The organism is Novosphingobium resinovorum (assembly GCF_001742225.1).
In the GTDB taxonomy this organism is placed as follows: Bacteria; Pseudomonadota; Alphaproteobacteria; order Sphingomonadales; family Sphingomonadaceae; genus Novosphingobium; species Novosphingobium resinovorum_A.
In genome coordinates this window covers 577,961-597,342 of record NZ_CP017076.1, presented here as the reverse complement: position 1 = coordinate 597,342, position 19,382 = coordinate 577,961, and the positions used below count along the sequence as shown (strand labels likewise).

Genomic DNA, 19,382 nt, shown 5'->3' with positions numbered 1-19,382 from the left:
TAATGCCATTAGCGCGGCTCGGGTCCCGACCATTCTCGCGCACTCGAGGTGCTGGGTCGAAACATGGGTTTTCCCGATCCGGCGGTTTCAACCGACTTTGTGCATTAGCTCCTGTCCGCCCTTCCCAAGATCGTAAGCGCTGAGCGCTATATTCTATGCAATCTGCGGGTCGCGATACCGTTCGCCGTTGGTCATCATCGCCCAGATCATGCGGGCATTGTTGTTGGCAAGCGCCACGGCGGCAACCTTCACGTTCTTTCGCGCAAGCAACTGCACGAGCCAAGGCCGCTTTGACTTATGGCGCTCAGCAAAGCGAATGACCGCGATGGCGCCGACGATGAGCATCTGGCGCAAATAATGATGTCCAGCCTTTGTGATGCCACCGAGGCGCTCCTTACCTAGGCTGGAGTTTTGTCGAGGTACCAGACCAATCCACGCTGCTAGGTCGCGGCCTGAGCGAAAGATCGAGGGATTTGGGACAGTCGCGACGATCGCACTTGCCAATAGTGGCCCCACGCCTGGTATCTCCATCACCCGCCGGCCGATTTCCGTTTTTCGCGCACTTGCCATGATCCGGCGATCATTTTCGAGGATCTGCTCTTTCACAATGCGCAGTTGGGCTGCCAGCATGTCGAGGCAAGTCCCCACCTCTGCGGGCAGTCTGGCATGATTTGTATCAGCTACGATATCGAGAAGCTGGTCAATTCCATTCCTGCCGATCGGGGTGACGATGCCGAATTCCGCGATGTGCGCCCGCAAGGCGTTCGATAACTGGGTTTCAGCAGGCGACTGCGCGTCAATCGCTGGCGCAATACCGCTACACCATCGGCATCCACACCGTGCACCTGGAACACGTTCTTCGCTAGGTCCAAACCAATCGCCGTGACTGTTCCCAGCGTGGCTCTCCTTCCGGCTCATCCGCAGGTCATCTTGCGGGAGGGTTGGAGAGCCGTCCACGTCATCATTCTCGGCCGCTCAGCCAGCCCTTTCCAATACCCAGGTGCAGACGGCAGCTCTCCCATTCTGGATAGCTTAGACTGGCCGATCCCGGCCGTTTAGCCGCTGATTTTTGATTCCGACTAGCTGCGATCGGCTTACTGGACTGCTAGTATCATAAGCCTCTGGAAAACTCAGTTCAGTTCCAGGCGCAAAACGGTATCACTAGCTGTCGCCGGGAGGAGTTTCGCTGGAGCTTGAGAGCAGCACGCCGTTGAACAGGAACTTGAAGGTCGCGAAAGGCTGTCCGCGCTGGGTCACTTCCGGCCCCATCAGGAACACGCGGCCCTTGCCGAGCCCGCCCTCGACGATGCCCGCGCCGCCGTTCAGCAGCTTCTGCCCCCAGCCCCAGCCGGAGACGAGCGGGTCCTCCTTGTCGAACCAGCTGACCTTGCGCACCGATGGCCCGTCGGCGCGGAAGACCGGGTTGTTGTTGTAGAACAGGTTGACCGTGGGTGCGACGCCGAAGGCCAGGGGATCGCTGCTGTCGACTTGCGCGCTCAGGATCGATCCGGGGACGTAGAAACTGTTGGAGGAAACCCGCTTCACGGTGCCGTCCGGCCCCTTGGGCGCGAGCAGGTTGGTGACCGGCAGGCCCAGCGCCTCGCCGATGCGGGTGGAGTTGCCCACCGCGACGACCGTGCCGCCCGCCTTGGTGAAGGCGGCGACTTGCGGGAAGGTCGTCTCGGGCGTGATCTTGCCCAGCATCTTGCGGTAGGCGACCGGAATGTCGGCGGCAGCGGGCTGCGGGCGCGAAGGACCTTCCTCGCGGCCGAGCACGTCGCTCTGGAAGACGAGGACGTCGTACTTGGCCTTGAGCCCGCCCTTGTCGAGCGCCTGCGGGTAGACCAGCTCGTAGGGGAACTCGTACTGCTCGAAGATCCAGCGCGTCCAGCCAGAGGCCATCGAGCCGCCATAGACATCGACAAGGCCGATCTTCACCGGCTTGACCGCGACCGTCTCGCCCGCAGGCTTCGCCGCGACGGCATGGGCATCGAGGCCGAGCGGCGCGACGGCGGCATCGACGATCGCCTTCGCCTTGGCCGAGGCGGGTATCCACACCGCCCCGGGGGCGAGCGCCTTGCCGTCCATGGTCAGGCCCTGCTTCATCCAGAACACCGGCAGGCCCGCCTTCAGCAAGCGGTTGGTCAGCGTGTAGCTGTTGTTGACGCCGTGATCGACGATCCAGCCTGCCCCGCCCGAACCCAGCACGCGGCCCGGCGGCGGCGCGGCGATCTCGTCGGCGACCAGCGGGAACCCAGGCGGCGGCGCGTCGAGCACGCGGTCGAAGGCGACGTTCATCTGCAGCGCCAGCGTATAGCCGGTGACGTCGTAGGGCTTGATCGGCGGCCCACCCTCATAGGCGAAGTCCTGCGGGTGGTCCTGCGGCTCGAACATGTCGAGCACGTGGGGGCGGAAAGCCTGGTCGCTGCGCACGACGTAGCTGCCCGCCGGGTAGCTTTTGCCCTCGAAAGTGAAGGCCGACGGCGCCTGCTGCACCTCGATCCCGGTCTTGATGAGGGCGTTGAGGAAGCGCACCGTCGTCGGCATGTCCTGCTGGCGGTCGGCCGGGATGATGTAGGCACGCGGCGCGCGCTTCTCGGGCGCGTTGAGCACGGTCTTGTAGAGGCTGGCGGGCAGGATCTTCTCGTTGCCCCATCCGAACGTGCCTGCGGTTTCCTCCGGCCCCGGCTTGGGCATGGTCTTCGCCGCGTCCTTCGCCGCCTCGATCCGCTTGGGCGTCACCACCCAGCTGTCGGTGCTACCCTTGGCGATCTGGTTGCGGCCCATGACATAGCGGTTGTACTGGATCGTCTCGCGGTAGCGCGAGGCGTAATCGAGGATCGCCCGGTCCATCTCCTTCACGTAGTCGAGCGACTGCTGGAAGTGCCATTCCTGCGGCGCGATCGGCAGTACCTCGTCCTGCCGGGGGAGCTGGTTTTCCGGCACGAACGGGATCTTGAGCGGGGTGGGATTGCCGATGATCTCGGTCAGAATGCCGATCTGGTTGTGGAAGTACCCGATCGTGCGGATGCCGCCGTTGAACCATGTCGAATAAGGCGCGGCCGAGCGCATCGCCGAGCCGCCCATGCCCTTAGCCACCAGCCGCGCATGCATCATCTGGCCGACCACGTCGGTCTGGTTGATGACCAGCGGCTCGTTGTTGAAGTTGTAGGGGTCGCGGAACGGCGGAATGAACACCACCGCGCCCAGCGGCCCGGTCTGGTGCTGGTTGTAGAGGATCTGCGGGAACCACTCGCGGTATCCGGCGCGGTTCATGTTGGTCGTCTCGGGCTGGGTCGAGGCGAAGCTGTCGCGGTTGTTATCGTGGCCGATGTACTTCTGGTAGAGCACCGGGATCGAGTCCGTTGTCAGCTTGTGCGGATCGGCCATGTACCAGTCGGCGACGAGTTCCAGCCCGTCCGGATTGGCGAAGACGAACAGCATGATGTCGTCACCCAGCAGGCGCAGGGTCTCGGGATCATTGCGCGTCAGCATCTCATGGATGATCTGGACGTGGCTCTGCGCGTTGACGATCTCGCTGGCGTGGAGCCCGGCGTCCATCCACACCATCGCCTTGCCCTCGGCGGCGAGCGCCTTGGCGGCATCGTCGTCGAGGCCCTTGGCCAGCGCCAGCTGCTGCGAAATCCGGCGGTATTTCTCCAGATTGCGGATGTTATCGGGCGAGGAGACGATCGCCATGTACTGCTCGCGCCCCTCGGCGGTCTTGCCGATGGAGACGACCTTGATGCGGTCGCTCTCCTTGACGACCTGCATCAGCCACTCGGAAATCTTCGTGTAGTCGGCGAGGAAGTAGTCGGCGCCGACCTTGCCGCCGACGATCTTCTCGGGCGCGGTGATCGCAGCGCTGGTCGCGGGCGCGTCCTGGGCCAGAACCGGCGTGCTGAGCGGGAACGAAAGACACGTGGCGGCAAGCAGAAGATTGCGACGGGACATGGCGTTACTCCTTCGCGGCGCGGAACGGACCGGCGGTGGGATGAGAGACGGTAAAAAGCCGGGGCGGACCGCTGGAGAGGCCCGCCCCGTCAGGATGGGTCAGCGTGCTTCGGCGAGGGTCAGGACCGTTGCCAGGCCGACCGCCATGTTCTTGAGGTCCTCGGGCGGGTTCATCTTCATGCCCTCTTCCAGCGAGTGCGCACGGAAGGTGTCGAACCCGGAGCCGAGGGTGACGGCCTCGACGCCCATGCTCATCGGGATGTTGCTGTCGGTGGACCCGGCGCCGTACTTCGGCGTCACGCCCGATCCCTTGGCGACGGCAGTGGCGATCTTGATGATGCGCGCATCGAGCGGCGTGGTGCCGACCGGGCGGTCGCCGATCAGCTTGGCGTCGTAGGAGATCTTGCCCTTGGCGGTGGAGCGCGCGGCGTTCTCCGCATCCACCGCAGGCTGCAGCAGGGCGAGGAACTGCTTCTCCTCCGCGTCCAGTTCGGGCTTGCCGTTGGAGCGCATGTCGATGGTCATGGCGGTGGCGAAGGGGATCGAGTTCACCGAAGTGCCGCCCTCCAGAATGCCGACGTTGTAGACCGTCTTCGGCTCCGCAGGGGCCTTGATCTTGCCGAATTCGACCATCGCCTTGGCCATCGCGAAGGCCGGGCTGACGATGCCGAAGTCACCCATCGAGTGGCCACCCGGCCCGTTGAACGTCACCTTGTAGCGGCGCGATCCGGTGCCGGCATTGGTGATGCGCCCCGGCTGCCCCGGCTCGAACGAGATAAAGTACTTGATCGCGTCCTTGTACTTGCCCTTCTGGAACAGGTAGCGCGAACCGCGCAGGTCGCCGGGGCCTTCCTCGCCGACATTGCCCATGAACAGGATGTCGGCCTTGGTGGTGTAGCCCGCCCGGTTCATCGCGCGGATGAAAGCGAGCAGCACCGGCAGGCTGGAGGTATCGTCGCCGATGCCGGGCGCGTAGAGCCCGTTGCCCTCGCGCCGCACCTTCACATTGGTGCCGCCGGGGAACACCGTGTCGAGGTGCGCGGTGACGACGATCAGCGGACCGCCTCCGGTGCCCTTGCGTAGCCCCATGACGTTGCCGACCTCGTCGCGCTCGACGTCGGTGAGCCCTTCGGCCTTAAGCATCGCCATGTAGGCGGCGCCACGTGCGTCTTCCTTGAACGGCGGCGCCTCGATCTCGGTCAGGGTGATGATGTCTTGGATGATCTTGTCGTAATCGCCCTTGAGCGACGCCTTGGCCTTGGCGAACTTTGCCCCGCCCAGCAGCGTGGCAGCGGCCTTGTCCTCTACCGTGGCAGCCTGCGCCGCCGGAGCGGCGAGCGCGATCGCGGCGGTTGCGGCCAGCAGTGTGATACGCATCGTCAAATCCCCTGTACTCGAAACGAACTTAGAAGTTGCTGTAGATCGTCGCGCCCAGCGTGCGCGGGGCGGTCGTCGCCCAGTAGTCCGGCACGCCCGCAGCGCTCGAGATCGAGTTCACGCCGATCTTGTTGAACAGGTTGCGCACGTAGAGGAACACGCCCATCCGGTCGTTCTGCACACCGGCGCGCAGGTTCACCATCGAGTACTTGCCGAACTCGCGGTAGAGGCTGTTGGTCGGCCGGATCTGCGAGGTCATCTCGCCGGTGTAGGTCCAGTCCGCGCGCAGAAGCCCCTCGAAGTCGTTGAAGGCCGGGAAGGTGTATTCGGCCCCGGCGCTCGCGGTAGTGCGCGGAATCAGCGGCAGGATGTCGCCCTTGAGGCCCGATGCCGTGACCTCGGCGCTGACCTGATCGGCGGTCAGGCGCGGCTTCACGTAATGGAAGCTCGCGTTGAGGTTGAGCCCCGAAACCGGCGCCGCGCTGGCCTCGACCTCGACGCCCTCGATCCGCGCCGAGCCGACGTTGCCGATATACGAGAAGTTGCCGTACGTCGCGCGAACCGAGGTCTGCAGGTTGTTCCAGTCGATGCGATAGGCGTCGATGTTGAAGGTCAGCTTGCGGTCGAACCACTGCGTCTTGAAGCCCGCCTCGTAGTTCCACAGCGAGTCCGCCGCGTAAGTCTGCGCCGATTCCGGAATACCCGGCGTCAGGTTCGCGCCGCCGGGGCGGAAGCCCTGCGATGCAGTGGCGTAGAACATCACGTCCGGGGTGATCTTGAGGTCCAGATTGTACTTCTGGATCAGCCCGTTCGCATTGGCGGACACCTCGGCATAGGCGCTGGGAACCTGCCCGTTGAAGTAGTTGTAGCCCAGGTTCTCGCCGCCCACGGTCTTCTTGTAGTCGTAGTAGCGCAGGCCCGCCGTCAGCGTCAGCGGCTCGAAGAGATGATAGCTGATCTCGCCGTATACCGCGGTCTGCTTGACCACGTCGGTGACATAGCGCGAGCCGAGATCGACGGTCGGCTGCTGCGGCTCGCCAGTGGCGGGAATGCCCGCGAAGACGAGCGTATCGACGCGGTCGTCGCGGTCCTCGCGGAACAGGCCGAAGGTGTAGGTCAGCGGCCCTTTGCCGTTCGAGCTGAGGCGAAGTTCGTTGACGTAGTTGCGCACGAAGCGCGGCTGGTAGTTGCCGATCGGCTGCTGCCCTGCGGCCCAGTTCTGGTAATCCGCCCGCAACTGCGCGGAGGTCAGCCCCCCCGCGCCGGTCGCGCAGGTGCTCGAACTGGTCGTCGCTCCGGCGCTCGTGCCCTGCAGCAGCGAGCCGCCGTAGGTATTCTGGAATAGCCCGCAATAGCGATTGGACGCCGCGATGCTGGCGTAGTTGTCCGAGTTGTCGTTGGTCTGCCGCACGTCCCAGCGGTAGTACGAATTGTTCAGCGCCAGCGTGCCGATGCCGGTCTCCCACTTCGTCTCCAGCGCATAGAGCTGCAGCTTGTCGTAGGCCGGCGAGGCGACTTTCTGCTCGGACACGAACTCTCCCACCGAAGGCGCCCACTGCGAGGTGCCGTCGAATTTCTGGGTCTGCACGATCGTCATGAAGTTCATGCTGAGCGTATCAGTCGGCTGGAAACCCAGCTGGAAACGCGCGCCTTCGAGCGTCGAGCGGTTGAGGTCCTCCTTGCCGATCGTCGGATCATCGACATAGCCGGGGTTCTGCTGGCGATAGAGCACCAGGCGCGCGGCAAGCATGTCGGAAATGATCGGCACGTTGACCGCACCTTTCAGCGAATAGCCGAACTCGCCGTGCTCCACCGCCTCTCCGCCGAATTCGGTCGCGCCCTCGTACTTGGTGAGGTCCGGCTTCTTGAAGATCACGCGCAGGGTGCCCCCCATCGAGCCCGAGCCGTAAAGCGTGCCCTGCGGCCCGCGCAGAACTTCCACTCGCTCGACATCGAAGAGGTTGAGGTTGGGCGTCACGCCCGAAGGATCGGAGCTGGTGCCCGACGGACCCGTCAGCGGCGTCTCGCCGTAGTACAGGCCTACGGTGCTTTCGCCCGCTGTCTGGATACCGCGAATGGAGATGCGGGTGCGGCCCGATTCACCGGCGATCAGGTTGAGCCCCGGCACCTGCCGCACGACGTCGGCGATGCCCGTGGCGCCGAGGTTCTGGAGGGACTTCTCCGACAGCGCGGTGATCGCGACAGGGGTGTCCTGGACGCGGGTGGCGCGGCGCAGGGCGGTGACGACGATGTCGCCGACGCCATCGCTAACTGCCTGTTGCGGAGCCGTTTCCTGCGCTTGCGCCCCCAGCGGCAGAGCGAACAAGGATACGGAAATCAAGAATGCAGCGCGACCGTATTGAGTGGCCATGATTGCCCCCTGTTGCAGCCGGCCCATGCTCCGCCCGCGATGCCGCCGATGCCTTGGCGATCTCCTGCGCGCTGCGGATTGGACCCGGTTCGTTGTCGAGGTTTCCCCTCCCGACACACGAAAGCTGCGGGCCTTCACCTGTCACGAAGCTGTCACTGCCACGCCCTTTTCCAAAAAGAATCTTGCCCGGCGCGACAGGTTGATGACAGGTTCCATTCACAGACTGCCGAATCAAACGGCATGAAATTGCGCCGGGACAGGGCCGGCACTCAACGATACACAAAGGCACTCAAAGGCACCTCACGGCGTCTGAAAAGTGCCCGAACAGGGACAAGAGGATGCCGCAACTCGTGTGAGGGAGTGAGTTGTTGCGGATACTGATCGTGGAAGACGACGAGCGCTTGGCGCGCGGCATGGAAGCCTCGATGAGCGCGGGCGGCTTCGTCGTCGACGTCGTCGGGAGCGGCGAGGAGGCGCTCGACGTTCTCGCCGCCGAAACCTACAATGCCGTGATCCTCGATCTCGGGCTGCCGGACATCGACGGGCTGGAAGTTCTCCAAACGCTGCGCAGGGGCGGCGACTCGACGCCGGTGCTGATCCTGACCGCGCGCGATGCGGTGTCCGACCGTATCGCCGGGCTCGACCGGGGGGGCGACGACTACCTCTCCAAGCCCTTCCACCCGCGCGAGCTGGAATCGCGGCTGCGCGCGCTGATCCGGCGCAGCCAGGGTACTGCCGACCCGGTGCTGCGCGTCGGCGACCTCAGCCTCGATCGCTCCACCCGCGTCGTCGAACTCAAGCGCTCGGTGCTCGACTTGCGGCGCCGGGAAATGGCGGTGCTGGAGACGCTGATGGGCCGACCCGGCAAAGTCGTGACCAAGCAGCGCCTCAATTCCGAGGTGTTCAACTTCGCCGACGCCGTCGCCCCTAATGCGCTGGAGGTCTACGTCGGCCGCCTGCGCCGCAAGCTGATGCCGGATGGGCCGACGATCCGCACCATCCGGGGCCTCGGCTACATGCTGGAGACCTGATGGCCTCTCTGCGATCGCGCCTGACCGCTGCGGTGATGGTGCCGCTGCTGGCGCTGGCGGTGACCTTCGGCGGCATTACGTGCTGGATGATCCAGCGCTCCGGCGCGGCGACCTCCGACCGCATCCTCGTCGGTTCGGTGCGTCTGCTCAGCCGCGCCGCCGATACCGAGGACGCCGTGCGCGACAAGGTGCTGCCGCTGGCCGTCCATCTGCTCCAGCGCCGCTCCGCGCCCGTCACGCACTACAGCATCTGGGACGGCACGGAGCTGATCGCGGGCGAGCGCGGCCTCGTCCCGCCGCCGCTGTACGACACGCGCACCGGCCGCACCACGCAGCGCCTGCCCGCCGCCAGCTTCCCGCGCACCTACCGCAATACTCCGCTGACCGGCGGCTACGTTGACCCGCGCGATGCCGACGGCGTGATCCAGCCCGGGTACTTGCGCGACAGCACGCTGGGCGGCAAGCCGGTGCGCATCGCCACCGAGATCCGCCGTCTCCACCGCAACGGCCACGCGGTGGTGGTGCAGGTGGCCGACTTCGTGGATGATCGCTGGGCCTACCAGCAGACCTACTTCCTGCGCGTGCTGGGCGCGGGCGTGCTGATCGCGATGACGGCGGTGCTGCTGTTCTACTGGGCCATCACCTGGGGCCTCAGGCCCTTCGCCTCACTCACCGGGCAGATCGAGACCGCCCGCCGCGAGCCGCCGCCGCAGTTCCGCCTCGCGCTGGAGGAGGACGCCCCGCGCGAGGCGCGGCTGCTGGCCGGGTCGTTCAATGCCCTGCTCGCCCGCACCGAGCGCGCGGTGGATTCGCTCAAGCAGTTCACCGCCAATGCCTCGCACCAGATGCGCACGCCGCTCGCCGTGGTGCGCGTCCATCTCGACGTGCTGGAGCGCTACGGCCCCGCCTCCCCACGCGGCGCGGCGGCGCTGGAAGACATCGGCAACGCGGTGCTCTCGCTCGAACGGCTGCTGCTGCAACTGATCGCCCTCGCCCGGACCGAGGAGCAGGGCATAGCCGAGGACGCCACTTTCGACCTTGCTGCCGTCGCCGCCGACCTCGTGGCCTCGCGCATCGACCAGCCGGGCTCGGACGGCCTCGACATCGGTTTCGAGGCGCCGGATCACGGCCCCGTTCTCGCCAGCGGCCACCCGATCCTGGCCGCCGAGATGATCGGCAACCTGTTCGACAACGCGGTGCGCTACAACCGCCCCGGCGGCACCGTCACCGTGCGGGTGCTGCACCGCGCCGGACGTGCGTGCATCGAAGTGGAGGACGACGGCCCTGGCATCGCCCCGCAGGACCGCGAACGGGTGTTCGAACGCTTCTACCGCGCCCGCAGCGAAAGCGATGCTGGCGGCAGCGGCCTCGGTTTGTCGATCGTCCGCGCGCTAGCCGAACGCATGGGCGCAGAAGTCCGGCTGGAGCCCGGCACGGATGGTCGCGGCGTGCTCGCCAGCATCGACTTCGCCGCGCCGCCGAGCCCTGACGACCGGAACGACGAGCACATCACCCAAGCCCAATCGGAAGCGCAACAATTCGCGCTCGCGACAGCTTGCTGACAGGGTTCTCGCGGCAGAACCCTCATCATGAGCCAGGCGCCTTCGGGCACGGCAACAGGATCACCGATGTCCGCAAATCCTTTCGTTCGGTCACTGCGATGATCGAGACTGCCCCCCCGCCTCTCCCCCCTTCCGCCGGCCATGCGCGCAGGCGTCTGCGCCCTCATCTGCAGGTGCGGCTGCTGGCGGGTTTCCTGCTCGGCATGGGCGGCGGCACGCTGGCCGGGCTGTTCGCCAGCGACTCCCCCGCGACCATGCTGCTGATGCGCTGGGTGGTGAAGCCGGTGGAGCAGGCGTTCCTCTTCGCGCTGTTCCTGCTGATCGTGCCGCTGCTGGTGTCGGCCATCGTCAGCGGCATCGCGCGGGTGCGCAACATGGCGGGAATGCGGCGACTGCTGCTCTCCACGCTGGCGCACATGCTGGCGGCCTCGGTCGCGGCGGCGCTGATCGGGCTGGCCATGGTCAACCTGTTCCGCCCTGGCGACGTGGTGCCAGCCGAGATCGGCCAGCAACTCCTCGCGGCAGGTCACTCTTCCGCACCGCCGAGAGGCTTCGGCGCGCTGTTCTCCTACGCCGCCGTGGAACGGCCGATCATGATCGTCATCATCGCCTCGGTGCTCGTCGGCATGACCCTGACTTTCTTGCGCACCCGCCGCAGCGGCCACGTGCTCGCCACCAGTGAGCGGGTGTTCGATGCTGGAATGCATGTACTCGGCTATGTCGCACGGCTGGCGCCGGTCGCGGTCGCCGCCTTCATGTTCGACCTGACACTGGTGTTCGGCTGGCACCTGCTGCTCTACCTCAGCGCCTATGTCGGCGTGGTGGTGGCGGCGCTGATGCTGCAGGTGATGCTGACCTTCTTCGCGGTCGTGTGGATGCGCGGCGGGGTGACCCCGGCGGCGTTCCTGCGCGGAGTGCAGGAGCCGGCAGTCATCGCCTTCTGCACTTCTTCGTCCAACGCCACTCTGCCCAGCGCGCTGAAGGCTGCCGAATTCGACCTGCACCTGCCGCCCCGCGCGGCGCGCCTCGTCCTCGGCATCGGCACCATCGCGAATCAGGGCGGCACCGCGATCTACACCGCTGTGACCGTGCTGTTCATCGCCCAGTTCTTCGGAATGGACCTCTCGCTCGGCAAGCAGGGCGTGGTGCTGGTGGTGGCCGCGCTGGCGGGAATGGGTACGATTGGGGTCCCCGCCGGATCGCTTCCCACCGTTGCCGCCGTTCTCGCGATCACCGGCCTGCCGCCCGAGGGGATTGGCTTGGTGGTCGGCGTGGACCGGCTGCTCGACATGTTCCGTACCATGGTCAACGTGGTTGGCGATATCTCCATCGCGACCGCCGTATCGCGCGACCAGCATGGGCGCTCAATGCCCGTGATTTAGTGTGCCCGCTCCCCCACGCCTGCGGCGCAGCTCGCCAGCGTGACGTATCGCAAATGCTATGGCCCAGTCGCAACGACGAAGCAGTGCCCGGCCAATGCCCTCGAGAAGGGTGGAAGCGGATCGATCGCCGAACATTTGCTCGAAGCGCGGGCGGATGTTGTTCTGGGTGGCTGCGCTGCGACCTTCGCGGGGACCGCTGCCGCTGGGAAATTTAAGGGTAAGACCCTGTGCCAGCAGGCACAGTCGCGTGGCTATCTCGTTGTCCGCAACGCAACCGAACTCGACGCGGTGACGGCCGCTGACCAGTCCAAGCCGGTCCTCGGCCTGTTCTTCGGCCGATGCCGGCATGGGGTAGCGCGGTGGAAGGCGCCGCTGCGATGCTCCAGCGCGTCATTGCAGCGGAGGGCTGAGCCAGCGGGCTGCGCTCGCGCGAACGATGCCGCCGGTAGAGAAGCATCGGGGTTCGCGCATCGGACGCAGCCAGCTGCAGGCGCCGGGTGACGGTCTGGTCGGCGGCTTTGACCTCGGCGATGACGCAGGCCAGCGATCCGTCGCGCAAAGCATCTTCGGCTAGTGCAAGGACTTCGGAATCCTTTCTGCCCTGGGGATTGAGCACCTTGCCGGGCCGAGCCCGACCTGTTCGAAGCCCGGAGCATACAGGTCGATGCGGCTAAGCGCCCACAGCACGGTCATGCCCTGATCGGCAGCAAAGCGCGCGGCGAGGCCCGCAGCAATCAGGGTGGCGGCAGCATCGTCGCTCCAGCTGGCGCTGGCGCCGGCGATCTCGTGAAGCGCAGCGCCATCAAGGCCGCCGCTGGCGAGGCGCGTGTCGATTTGCGGCAGGCCGAACGGCAGCACCGGGCCGCGCGCTGCCTGCACCTGCGCGATCTGGGCGCGTAGTGCGGCAAGGTGCTCGGCAGGCAGCCGGGAGGGAAGGGCGGTTTGCAGGATTATTGGTCAACAGCGACTCATGTGTTCGCTATATGTTTCATTCTGGCCGCCGCTGCGTCAAGGTGTCGGGCCATGCAAACGAGGGAGGAGGCCGCTAAGCAACGGGTTGAGAAAGAAAAAGAAATTTCAGGTAAACCGTTGTGCTCAGTAGTGTCCTCAAGGAAGGGGACGCGCTCGGGGGCTGTTGATGGGCGGGTTTCCTCGCGGTTCGCGCGCAGTTGGGTGACGCGGTATTGTTCGGCGAGAGCGTGTTCACTGGCTGAGCGCCGGGCCCCGTGCCCGGCACTCATAAGCTGCTCAGCCACAACCACGTGGATCAGAGCACGGTCGATCCTAACGTCCCGCGCCTTAGCCTGCCCGCAACACGCTCGCAGCGGGCGGATTGCGGCTGCAGGATAGGATCAAGCCTGTTTCCGCGTGGGCTCTGCAAATCCGCTGGGCCGCGCGACTTTTTGCTGTTCAGCTGCCCGCCGGTCGGTGTAGCGCTTGTAAACGTGCCCGCCTGCGACTGCGGTGATGAGGCCAAGGGGGCCGAGGCGGCGTATCACCATCGGCGCTGCAAAGCCGAGCAAAGTTCCTCCAGTGCCGCTCACCCCTGGACGTGCTTTGCGGCCTTGTTTCCTGCGATTGCGCTGATGACCTTGCCAAACATGGGAATCCTCCTTGTGTGCGTTATGCAAGAGACCGGCCGAGAATGGTTCCGCGCGCGATGTTATCCGGGTAATTCGGGCACCGGATGCGTTTCACATATCCACAGGCTGTGGACAAAGCGGCCTCAAGGCGCGTTCAGCGTGAGTATGCGACTTTGAACGCGGTTTCGGCTGTTCCATGGTGGAAGGCCGCGAAGCTCGAAAAAAACGTAGCTTTGCGAACCATAGACATCGACAGGACGAACTTCTCATGAACAACAGCGATCTCGCCGACGCCATCGCCAACGATCACGGCATTACGAAAGCCGACGCCCGTAAGATTGTCGACGCCGTCTTTGAGGCCATCGGCAGCGCGGCGGCCAAGGGTGAGGAAGTCTCGCTCAACGGCTTTGGCAAGTTCAAGGTCAAGGACAGCCCTGAGCGTGAAGGCCGCAACCCCGCTACCGGCGAGGCAATGACCATCAAGGCTTCGAAGAAGCTGACCTTCACGGTCGCCAAGGCGGTCAAGGACAAGCTCAACGGCTGATACAATACGGTGGCGGCACCGAGCCGAGCGCCGGCGCCGCCACCATGCATGATTTCCTTGACCAGCTTCCGAGGCCGAGCGGCATGATCGTACGGATAACAGTGGGCAGCAACGCTGATCTTCTTGAATGGTCGGCTCTGCGCACGTCGCTCTGGCCAGATGGCTCGGAAGCAGAGCACCAGGAAGACGTGGTTCAGCTAATGGCGGAGCCGCAGCCTTTCATTGGCTTCCTGGCGCGCGATAAGCACGGCGCGCTTGTCGGATTTGCGGAAGCCGCAATGCGCGTCGATTACGTCAACGGCTGCGAAACTTCACCGGTCGCTTTCCTTGAAGGGCTATACGTCGTGGAAGAATGCCGGCGACAAGGCATCGGGCGCGGCTTGGTGGACGCCGTGGAAGCATGGGCTCGTAGCATGGGCTGCGCTGAACTCGCCTCGGATGCCATGTTGGACAACACCGTGTCGCATGCGATGCACGCAGCGCTGAAATTCGAGGAAACCGAGCGAGTGGTGTATTTTCGCAAGGTCCTGACGCCGATGCCGCTGTTAAGCTGAACTGCTCCAGATGAAGCTTCGGATGTCGATTGACACCTTTTTCCGCAGCTTGTTCACCGTGTTATCAACAGGCCGTACATCTATGGGGCATGCCGGGCATTGATGCTGATCGGCCGCCGCCAATCCGACGATAGGAGTATCTGCTGGCCGATCGTCTCATAGGAACACGCGCCGTTGACGCATTGTCGTAGTCGGGCGTGCCTCAGATCGAGGTGTTCGCTATATTTACCCTTGAAAAGCACTGCAACCGCGTCGATCCATGACAAATTGCCATAAAGGCAATAGCTCAACGTCGTCGTTATAAATCCGAGAGGGGCAAATAGATGCCTGACACCGAACCGACTTCCGATATTGCTGCACTCACCGTTCAACTTCTGAGCGCGTATCTCGCCAACAATACGGTCAGTGCCGATGATCTTGCCGGGCTCATTCGCTCGACACGGGCCGCTCTGGTCGAAGACAGCACCCCTGAACAAGCAGAACCCGAAACACCTATCTTCACGCCCGCGGTTTCAGTGCGCAAGAGCCTGGCGTCGGCGGATCACATTCTCAGCCTCATCGACGGCAAACCTTACAAAACGCTCAAACGTCACCTGGCGAGCAACGGCCTCACCCCGGAACAATACCGTGAACGCTACAACCTGTCCTCGACCTATCCTATGGTCGCGCCGTCATTCGCGGCGCGGCGCCGCGAGATCGCCGAAAAAATCGGATTGGGGAAACGCGAGGCGGCTGCTGGCAGTTCGGCTATGCCAAGCCCAACTTCCGCCGACGTAAGCGCAGATCTGAGCCCTTCAAGTGAACCCGCATCCGCGCCGGTAAAGCCCAAGCCCGCTGCAAAGACAAAATCGGCGGCAACGCCGAAGCCAAACCAGCGCAAAGCTGCGTCGAAAACTGATGTGCGGCAAGCACCCGCTTCTTCGGTCGCCGCCCCTTCTTCCGAGCCCGTGAAGGAGGCAGCGAAGGCTGCGGCGGAGCCTGCTCCGGTATTGCCAAAGCGGCGCATCGTAAAAAAGGCTGGGAAAGGGCTCGCGAAATCTCCGTCTGCCGCGGCTGAAACGGGAGCCGTCCCAGCGGTCGAGATACCTTCGAACACTGCTGAGCCGGAAACCGCCGCGCCAAAGGTCGAAACCGCTGCTGTTGCCTCTGCCGAAACGAGGAAGCCAGAAAAGGCCGCGACCGGCGCCAAGACGCGGAGGAAGCAGCCGGTAAAGCGTATGGCACGGACACCTCAGCCAGCGAGAGGGTCTGCTGCCTCAATTCCAGTGGTGGAAGAAACTGCCGAAGTGGTCGAAAAGCCGAAGCGCCGGCGCAAGCTCGGCCTATTCGGGAACGAGGCCGCTGAGGCAACCACTGCGGTTGAAACGACCGTACCCGCTGTCGCGGAGGCTAAACCGCGCCGTAAGCGTCAGGCCACTAAGGCCAAGTAAAGCTGTCGGACCCGCCACTCTGCCGCGACAGGCGGCAGAGTGGGATGGGGAGGTTGGCGTTCCCTACCAGACAGCTTCGCACTACCGACGATCCAATGGTAGTTCCTGGTCGCCAACCCATAACGCCGAACCGAAGCCGTTATCCATTCTCGCCACCACGCGCTCCTTTAGATCTGACGAAGCGGCGCGCCTTGCAGGGGCATTGGCCTTCGATACAACACCGTAACCTCGTCATGTGCCGAGAACGTTCCTATCTGTCTGGGGCATGTGAAGCTGATCGAAGGAACGCCTGAGAATGCCCCAGCAGTTGAAGATCGATTTCGTGTCCGATGTGGCCTGTCCCTGGTGCGTCATCGGACTGAAGGGCCTGGAAGCCGCCCTTGAGCGGCTCGAGGGAGAAGTCACTGCCGAGATCCATTTCCAGCCGTTCGAACTGAATCCGAACATGGGGAGCGAGGGGCAAAACCTGCGTGAGCACATTGCCCAGAAGTACGGATCCACGCCCGAACAGTCGGCCGCGAGCAGGGCGGTGCTTCAGGAGCGCGCCGCAAGCGTCGGCTTCACAATTGCGATGAACGACGAGAGCCGCATCTACAATACGTTCGACGCGCATAGGCTGCTGCATTGGGCGGGAGAACAGGGCCGCCAATCCGAACTCAAGCACGCGCTGTTCGAGGCGTACTTCACTCAGGGCGCCAATGTCTCGCGCCATGAAGTGCTGCTGGACGTGGCCGCGCGTGCAGGCCTCGATACGTTGCGCGCGGCGGAAATCCTTGCCGGAGACGAATTCGCTTCGGCAGTCCGTGATGACGAGGAACTCTGGCGCTCGCGGGGGATCTCGAGCGTCCCGGCGATAGTCATCGACGAGAAGTACCTTGTGTCGGGCGGCCAGCCAGTCGAGGTGTTCGAGGACGTGTTGAAAAAGATTGCCGCAGAACGGGTTGCAGTCACTCAGTAGCCCTGGACGGCACCTTGATGCAGGCCGATGTCGTTACCTTTGCGGCTTCGGTATGGCTGGCTCCGTCCGGGTGAAGTCGATGAAGGCCCGGAGCGGAGGGGGAAGCTGGCGGCGGCTGGAGTAATAGAGCATCGGCCCCGAAAACGGCTCGTCCCACTCGTCGAGAATCCTTTCCAGGGCTCCTGACTGCCTGGCTGGCCCGAGCCAGTCTTCGAAAAGCCGCACGACACCAAGGCCAGCCGCCGCCGTCTCGACCAGCAGGTCGCATGCCGATCCGGGCTGGATGAGCAGGGGGCCGGGAGGGTCGAGGCGGATCACTTCGTCGCCGCGCTCGAACTCCCAGGTGGCCCGTGCGCCACTGGAGAAGCGCAGGCGCAGACAAGCGTGGTCGAGGAGTTCACGGGGATGGGCGGGGCGGCCATGGGCGTCCAGATAGGCGGGAGCCGCCGCCGTGATTATCCTCTGCGACCGTGGCCCGATCGGTACGGCAATCATGTCCTGCTCCAGCCGTTCCTCGTAGCGGATGGGCTGGCGGGGGCGCCGCTCTTAATACCGTGCGCACTATCGCGGTCTTCCAGTCAGCCCGTGCTGGCCGCGCAAGTGAGCTTGGTCGCGTCAGAAGGTCGTAGCGGTCCTGAAGCCGAGCAGAACTGCGGTTCGCTGGCTCGAATTGCCGCCGGGATGGACGATCACCTGCGCATCGGGTTCAAGCAACAGGCCCGGCATCACGTTGATGGCGTAGAATCCCTCCACCCCATATTCCCGCCCGCGCACCGGCGTGTCCGTGCCGGTGGCGGCGCGGATGATCTTGTCCTGATTGGTAATGCGATCGTTGATGTGCGCCGTGCCGAAGGCGAGGCCGATCTTGTCCTTCGGGCGCGCCTTGAAGATGCCCGAGTATTCCAGCCCCATGCCCAGCGCATTGCTGTTTAGAGTCCTCTTTCGGGGAGGAACCCCTCCGACTTCCAGTCGGATACTGGCTTCAGCCGTAGACTCGCGTGCAAGCCTGTAACCTCGGGAAAAACGGAAGACCGCCTGAAGGGCGTAAGTCTTCCGTTTTTCCCGAGGTTACAGGCTATGCGCTACAAGAGCGGTTGTCACACGACATTCCATCATCGCTATCATCTCGTCTGGGCACCCAAGTATCGCTTCAAGGTGCTCCATGGCGACGTGCGCCTGCGGGTCCGGGAAATTATCAGGCAAGTTTGCGCCGAGATGGGCGTGACGATCATCAATGGGGCACTGTCGAAGGACCACGTGCACATGTTCGTCGAAATCCCGCCGCACGTTTCCGTCAGCGATTTCGTCCGCCGTGCCAAGGGGCGATCGTCACGGAAAATCCAGCAGGAGTTCGAGCACATCCGCAAGCGGTATTGGGGGCAACGCTTCTGGCAACGCGGCTACTTCTCGACTACCTCCGGCAACATCACCGATGACATCATCATGCGGTATCTCGAAAAGCATACCCACAAGGATGGCTTCAGCCCCGCCGCATGATCCTACCGGCGTCAGCCGGTCAGTCATTCAGCGCACTCTGGCTGCTGAACTCCGAGGCGTGGAAGAGGGCGGACAGGGCATGTGACCCATCGTCGCGCGCGGCGGTCAATTGCTGCTCCGCGCCGAAATAGACACCGAGTTCGGTATCGCGCATGAGCGGCGTGCCGCCCTGCAGAACCAGGCTCTGATGCTGGGTGTTGAGCACGGGATCGGCCTGGTGCGAATTGCTGAAGAAGCCGCCCAAGATATACCTTCCCTGCAACGTCCCGCCGATCTTGGGCTTGTAATCGAGTTCGACGGGCACGGAGACGCCGTTCGCGCCGCTGAATCCGACGTAGAAATCGCGGTTCGTGGCGAGATTCTTCGGGTTGAAGCTGTAGATAGCGGTCTTGAGCGACCAGCCCGCGCCAAAGTCATAGACCAGCCGCGCACCCCATTGCGAGGCCGGGGTGACGACCCAGCTGTTGTTGGCGACGCGAATATTCTCGCCCAGGCAGCTATAGCCGTTGACGAAGTCGCACTGGCCGATGTCGAAATCCTCGTCCATCAGCATCCTGCCAACTTTAACGTCCACGCGTCCCAGGGCGACCTGGTAGGAAAACTGGCTGACCCGCCACAGTTCGCCGCGCCCCTGGATCGCCATAGGGTTGACCAGCGCGTTCACGCCCGACGCCGTGTTGAAGGCCTGGCCATAACGTCGGGTCAGCAGGACCCTGAAGGTGCCAGGCAACGATCCGGTAAGCGAGTGAAGGTCGGCAACGGCGCCGATGTTGAACTGTCCGGCGGTGACGAACCGTCGCCGTGATCCCCCACGGACATTGTCGAGGCTTTGAGTGGTGTTGGCGAGGATCGGCGTGATTCCGATGTCGACGAGCTTGTGCCGCAACCCGAACCAGTCACCGAGCAAATGCGGGGTGTCGGGCGTTTTCCCGTTCGCGGCATCATGTTCCGTAGCTGGTGGCAGGTGGTGCGCGGTCGAATTATCGGCGCCCGCCGCATTGTCCGCGCCGTCTGGGATAGGGCCGTTCGATTGCTCTACGAGCATGCGATCCGCTGTGACGGGCGGTATCGCTGCGACATAGTGGACGATCGTAAGTGGCTGAACAGGAAGGGAGAACATGGCGGATACTGCAAACTCG

The 19,382-nt window shown here is 64.1% G+C and carries 15 protein-coding genes and 2 pseudogenes; 9 read left to right on the top strand and 8 right to left on the bottom strand.

Annotated elements, in window-relative coordinates:
* Positions 1-153: 153 nt before the first annotated feature.
* From BES08_RS20205 to BES08_RS20190, 4 genes are all read right to left on the bottom strand, one after another.
* A complete protein-coding gene (locus tag BES08_RS20205) occupies positions 154-918 on the bottom strand; it encodes an IS110 family RNA-guided transposase (RefSeq protein WP_413783112.1) in 765 nt (254 codons plus the stop codon).
* 243 nt (positions 919-1,161) lie between these two features.
* Positions 1,162-3,954, bottom strand: a complete 2,793-nt coding sequence (locus BES08_RS20200) for a M14 family metallopeptidase (RefSeq protein WP_051587232.1) — start codon at positions 3,952-3,954, stop codon at positions 1,162-1,164.
* A 99-nt stretch (positions 3,955-4,053) separates the two neighbouring features.
* Complete coding sequence (locus tag BES08_RS20195) at positions 4,054-5,331, bottom strand: M20/M25/M40 family metallo-hydrolase (RefSeq protein ID WP_051587233.1); 1,278 nt, start codon at positions 5,329-5,331, stop codon at positions 4,054-4,056.
* Positions 5,332-5,359: 28 nt separating this feature from the next.
* On the bottom strand, positions 5,360-7,702 hold the full coding sequence (locus BES08_RS20190) for a TonB-dependent receptor (protein WP_069709571.1): 2,343 nt from the start codon (positions 7,700-7,702) through the stop codon (positions 5,360-5,362).
* A 368-nt stretch (positions 7,703-8,070) separates the two neighbouring features.
* On the opposite strand from BES08_RS20190, the gene BES08_RS20185 reads away from it, so the two are divergent.
* From BES08_RS20185 to BES08_RS34745, 4 genes and pseudogenes are all read left to right on the top strand, one after another.
* Positions 8,071-8,733, top strand: coding sequence for a response regulator (locus tag BES08_RS20185; RefSeq protein WP_036530782.1), 663 nt, complete (start codon positions 8,071-8,073; stop codon positions 8,731-8,733).
* The gene (locus BES08_RS20180) at positions 8,733-10,295 is read left to right on the top strand and encodes a sensor histidine kinase (protein WP_081799248.1); all 1,563 of its coding nucleotides are present in this window, start codon (positions 8,733-8,735) and stop codon (positions 10,293-10,295) included. The genes BES08_RS20185 and BES08_RS20180 overlap by 1 nt, the downstream gene beginning before the upstream one ends.
* Positions 10,296-10,393: 98 nt before the next feature.
* Positions 10,394-11,677: a dicarboxylate/amino acid:cation symporter gene (locus tag BES08_RS20175; RefSeq protein ID WP_155986490.1), complete on the top strand. Its 1,284-nt coding sequence runs from the start codon at positions 10,394-10,396 to the stop codon at positions 11,675-11,677.
* A 27-nt stretch (positions 11,678-11,704) separates the two neighbouring features.
* Positions 11,705-12,178, top strand: a pseudogene (locus BES08_RS34745) (alkaline phosphatase); the annotation flags it as partial.
* A 69-nt stretch (positions 12,179-12,247) separates the two neighbouring features.
* Here BES08_RS34745 and BES08_RS33720 read toward each other — a convergent pair.
* Positions 12,248-12,556 (bottom strand): hypothetical protein, encoded by a 309-nt coding sequence (locus BES08_RS33720; protein ID WP_051587235.1) that lies wholly within the window; start codon positions 12,554-12,556, stop codon positions 12,248-12,250.
* 972 nt (positions 12,557-13,528) lie between these two features.
* Between BES08_RS33720 and BES08_RS20165 the strand changes: the two genes are divergently transcribed.
* The 4 genes from BES08_RS20165 (at position 13,529) to BES08_RS20150 (ending at position 16,746) form a co-directional block, all read left to right on the top strand.
* Positions 13,529-13,804: an HU family DNA-binding protein gene (locus tag BES08_RS20165; protein ID WP_036530793.1), complete on the top strand. Its 276-nt coding sequence runs from the start codon at positions 13,529-13,531 to the stop codon at positions 13,802-13,804.
* 83 nt (positions 13,805-13,887) lie between these two features.
* Positions 13,888-14,358 (top strand): aminoglycoside 6'-N-acetyltransferase, encoded by a 471-nt coding sequence (gene aac(6') / locus BES08_RS20160; protein WP_036530796.1) that lies wholly within the window; start codon positions 13,888-13,890, stop codon positions 14,356-14,358.
* Between the two features lie 323 nt (positions 14,359-14,681).
* On the top strand, positions 14,682-15,788 hold the full coding sequence (locus BES08_RS31970; RefSeq protein WP_081799250.1) for a Ros/MucR family transcriptional regulator: 1,107 nt from the start codon (positions 14,682-14,684) through the stop codon (positions 15,786-15,788).
* 295 nt (positions 15,789-16,083) lie between these two features.
* Positions 16,084-16,746: a DsbA family oxidoreductase gene (locus BES08_RS20150; RefSeq protein ID WP_069709403.1), complete on the top strand. Its 663-nt coding sequence runs from the start codon at positions 16,084-16,086 to the stop codon at positions 16,744-16,746.
* Between the two features lie 33 nt (positions 16,747-16,779).
* Here BES08_RS20150 and BES08_RS20145 read toward each other — a convergent pair.
* Both BES08_RS20145 and BES08_RS20140 read right to left on the bottom strand, forming a co-directional pair.
* Positions 16,780-17,271, bottom strand: a pseudogene (locus BES08_RS20145) (LysR substrate-binding domain-containing protein); the annotation flags it as partial.
* A 90-nt stretch (positions 17,272-17,361) separates the two neighbouring features.
* Positions 17,362-17,715: a carbohydrate porin gene (locus BES08_RS20140; protein WP_268957470.1), complete on the bottom strand. Its 354-nt coding sequence runs from the start codon at positions 17,713-17,715 to the stop codon at positions 17,362-17,364.
* Between the two features lie 108 nt (positions 17,716-17,823).
* Here BES08_RS20140 and tnpA point away from each other — a divergent pair, with 108 nt between their 5' ends.
* Positions 17,824-18,243 carry an IS200/IS605 family transposase gene (tnpA, locus tag BES08_RS20135; protein WP_036530815.1) on the top strand — a complete coding sequence of 140 codons (420 nt, stop codon included), beginning with the start codon at positions 17,824-17,826 and terminating at the stop codon, positions 18,241-18,243.
* Between the two features lie 19 nt (positions 18,244-18,262).
* On the opposite strand, the gene BES08_RS20130 is transcribed toward tnpA, so the two are convergent.
* Positions 18,263-19,363 (bottom strand): carbohydrate porin, encoded by a 1,101-nt coding sequence (locus BES08_RS20130; RefSeq protein WP_081799252.1) that lies wholly within the window; start codon positions 19,361-19,363, stop codon positions 18,263-18,265.
* Positions 19,364-19,382: the final 19 nt, after the last annotated feature.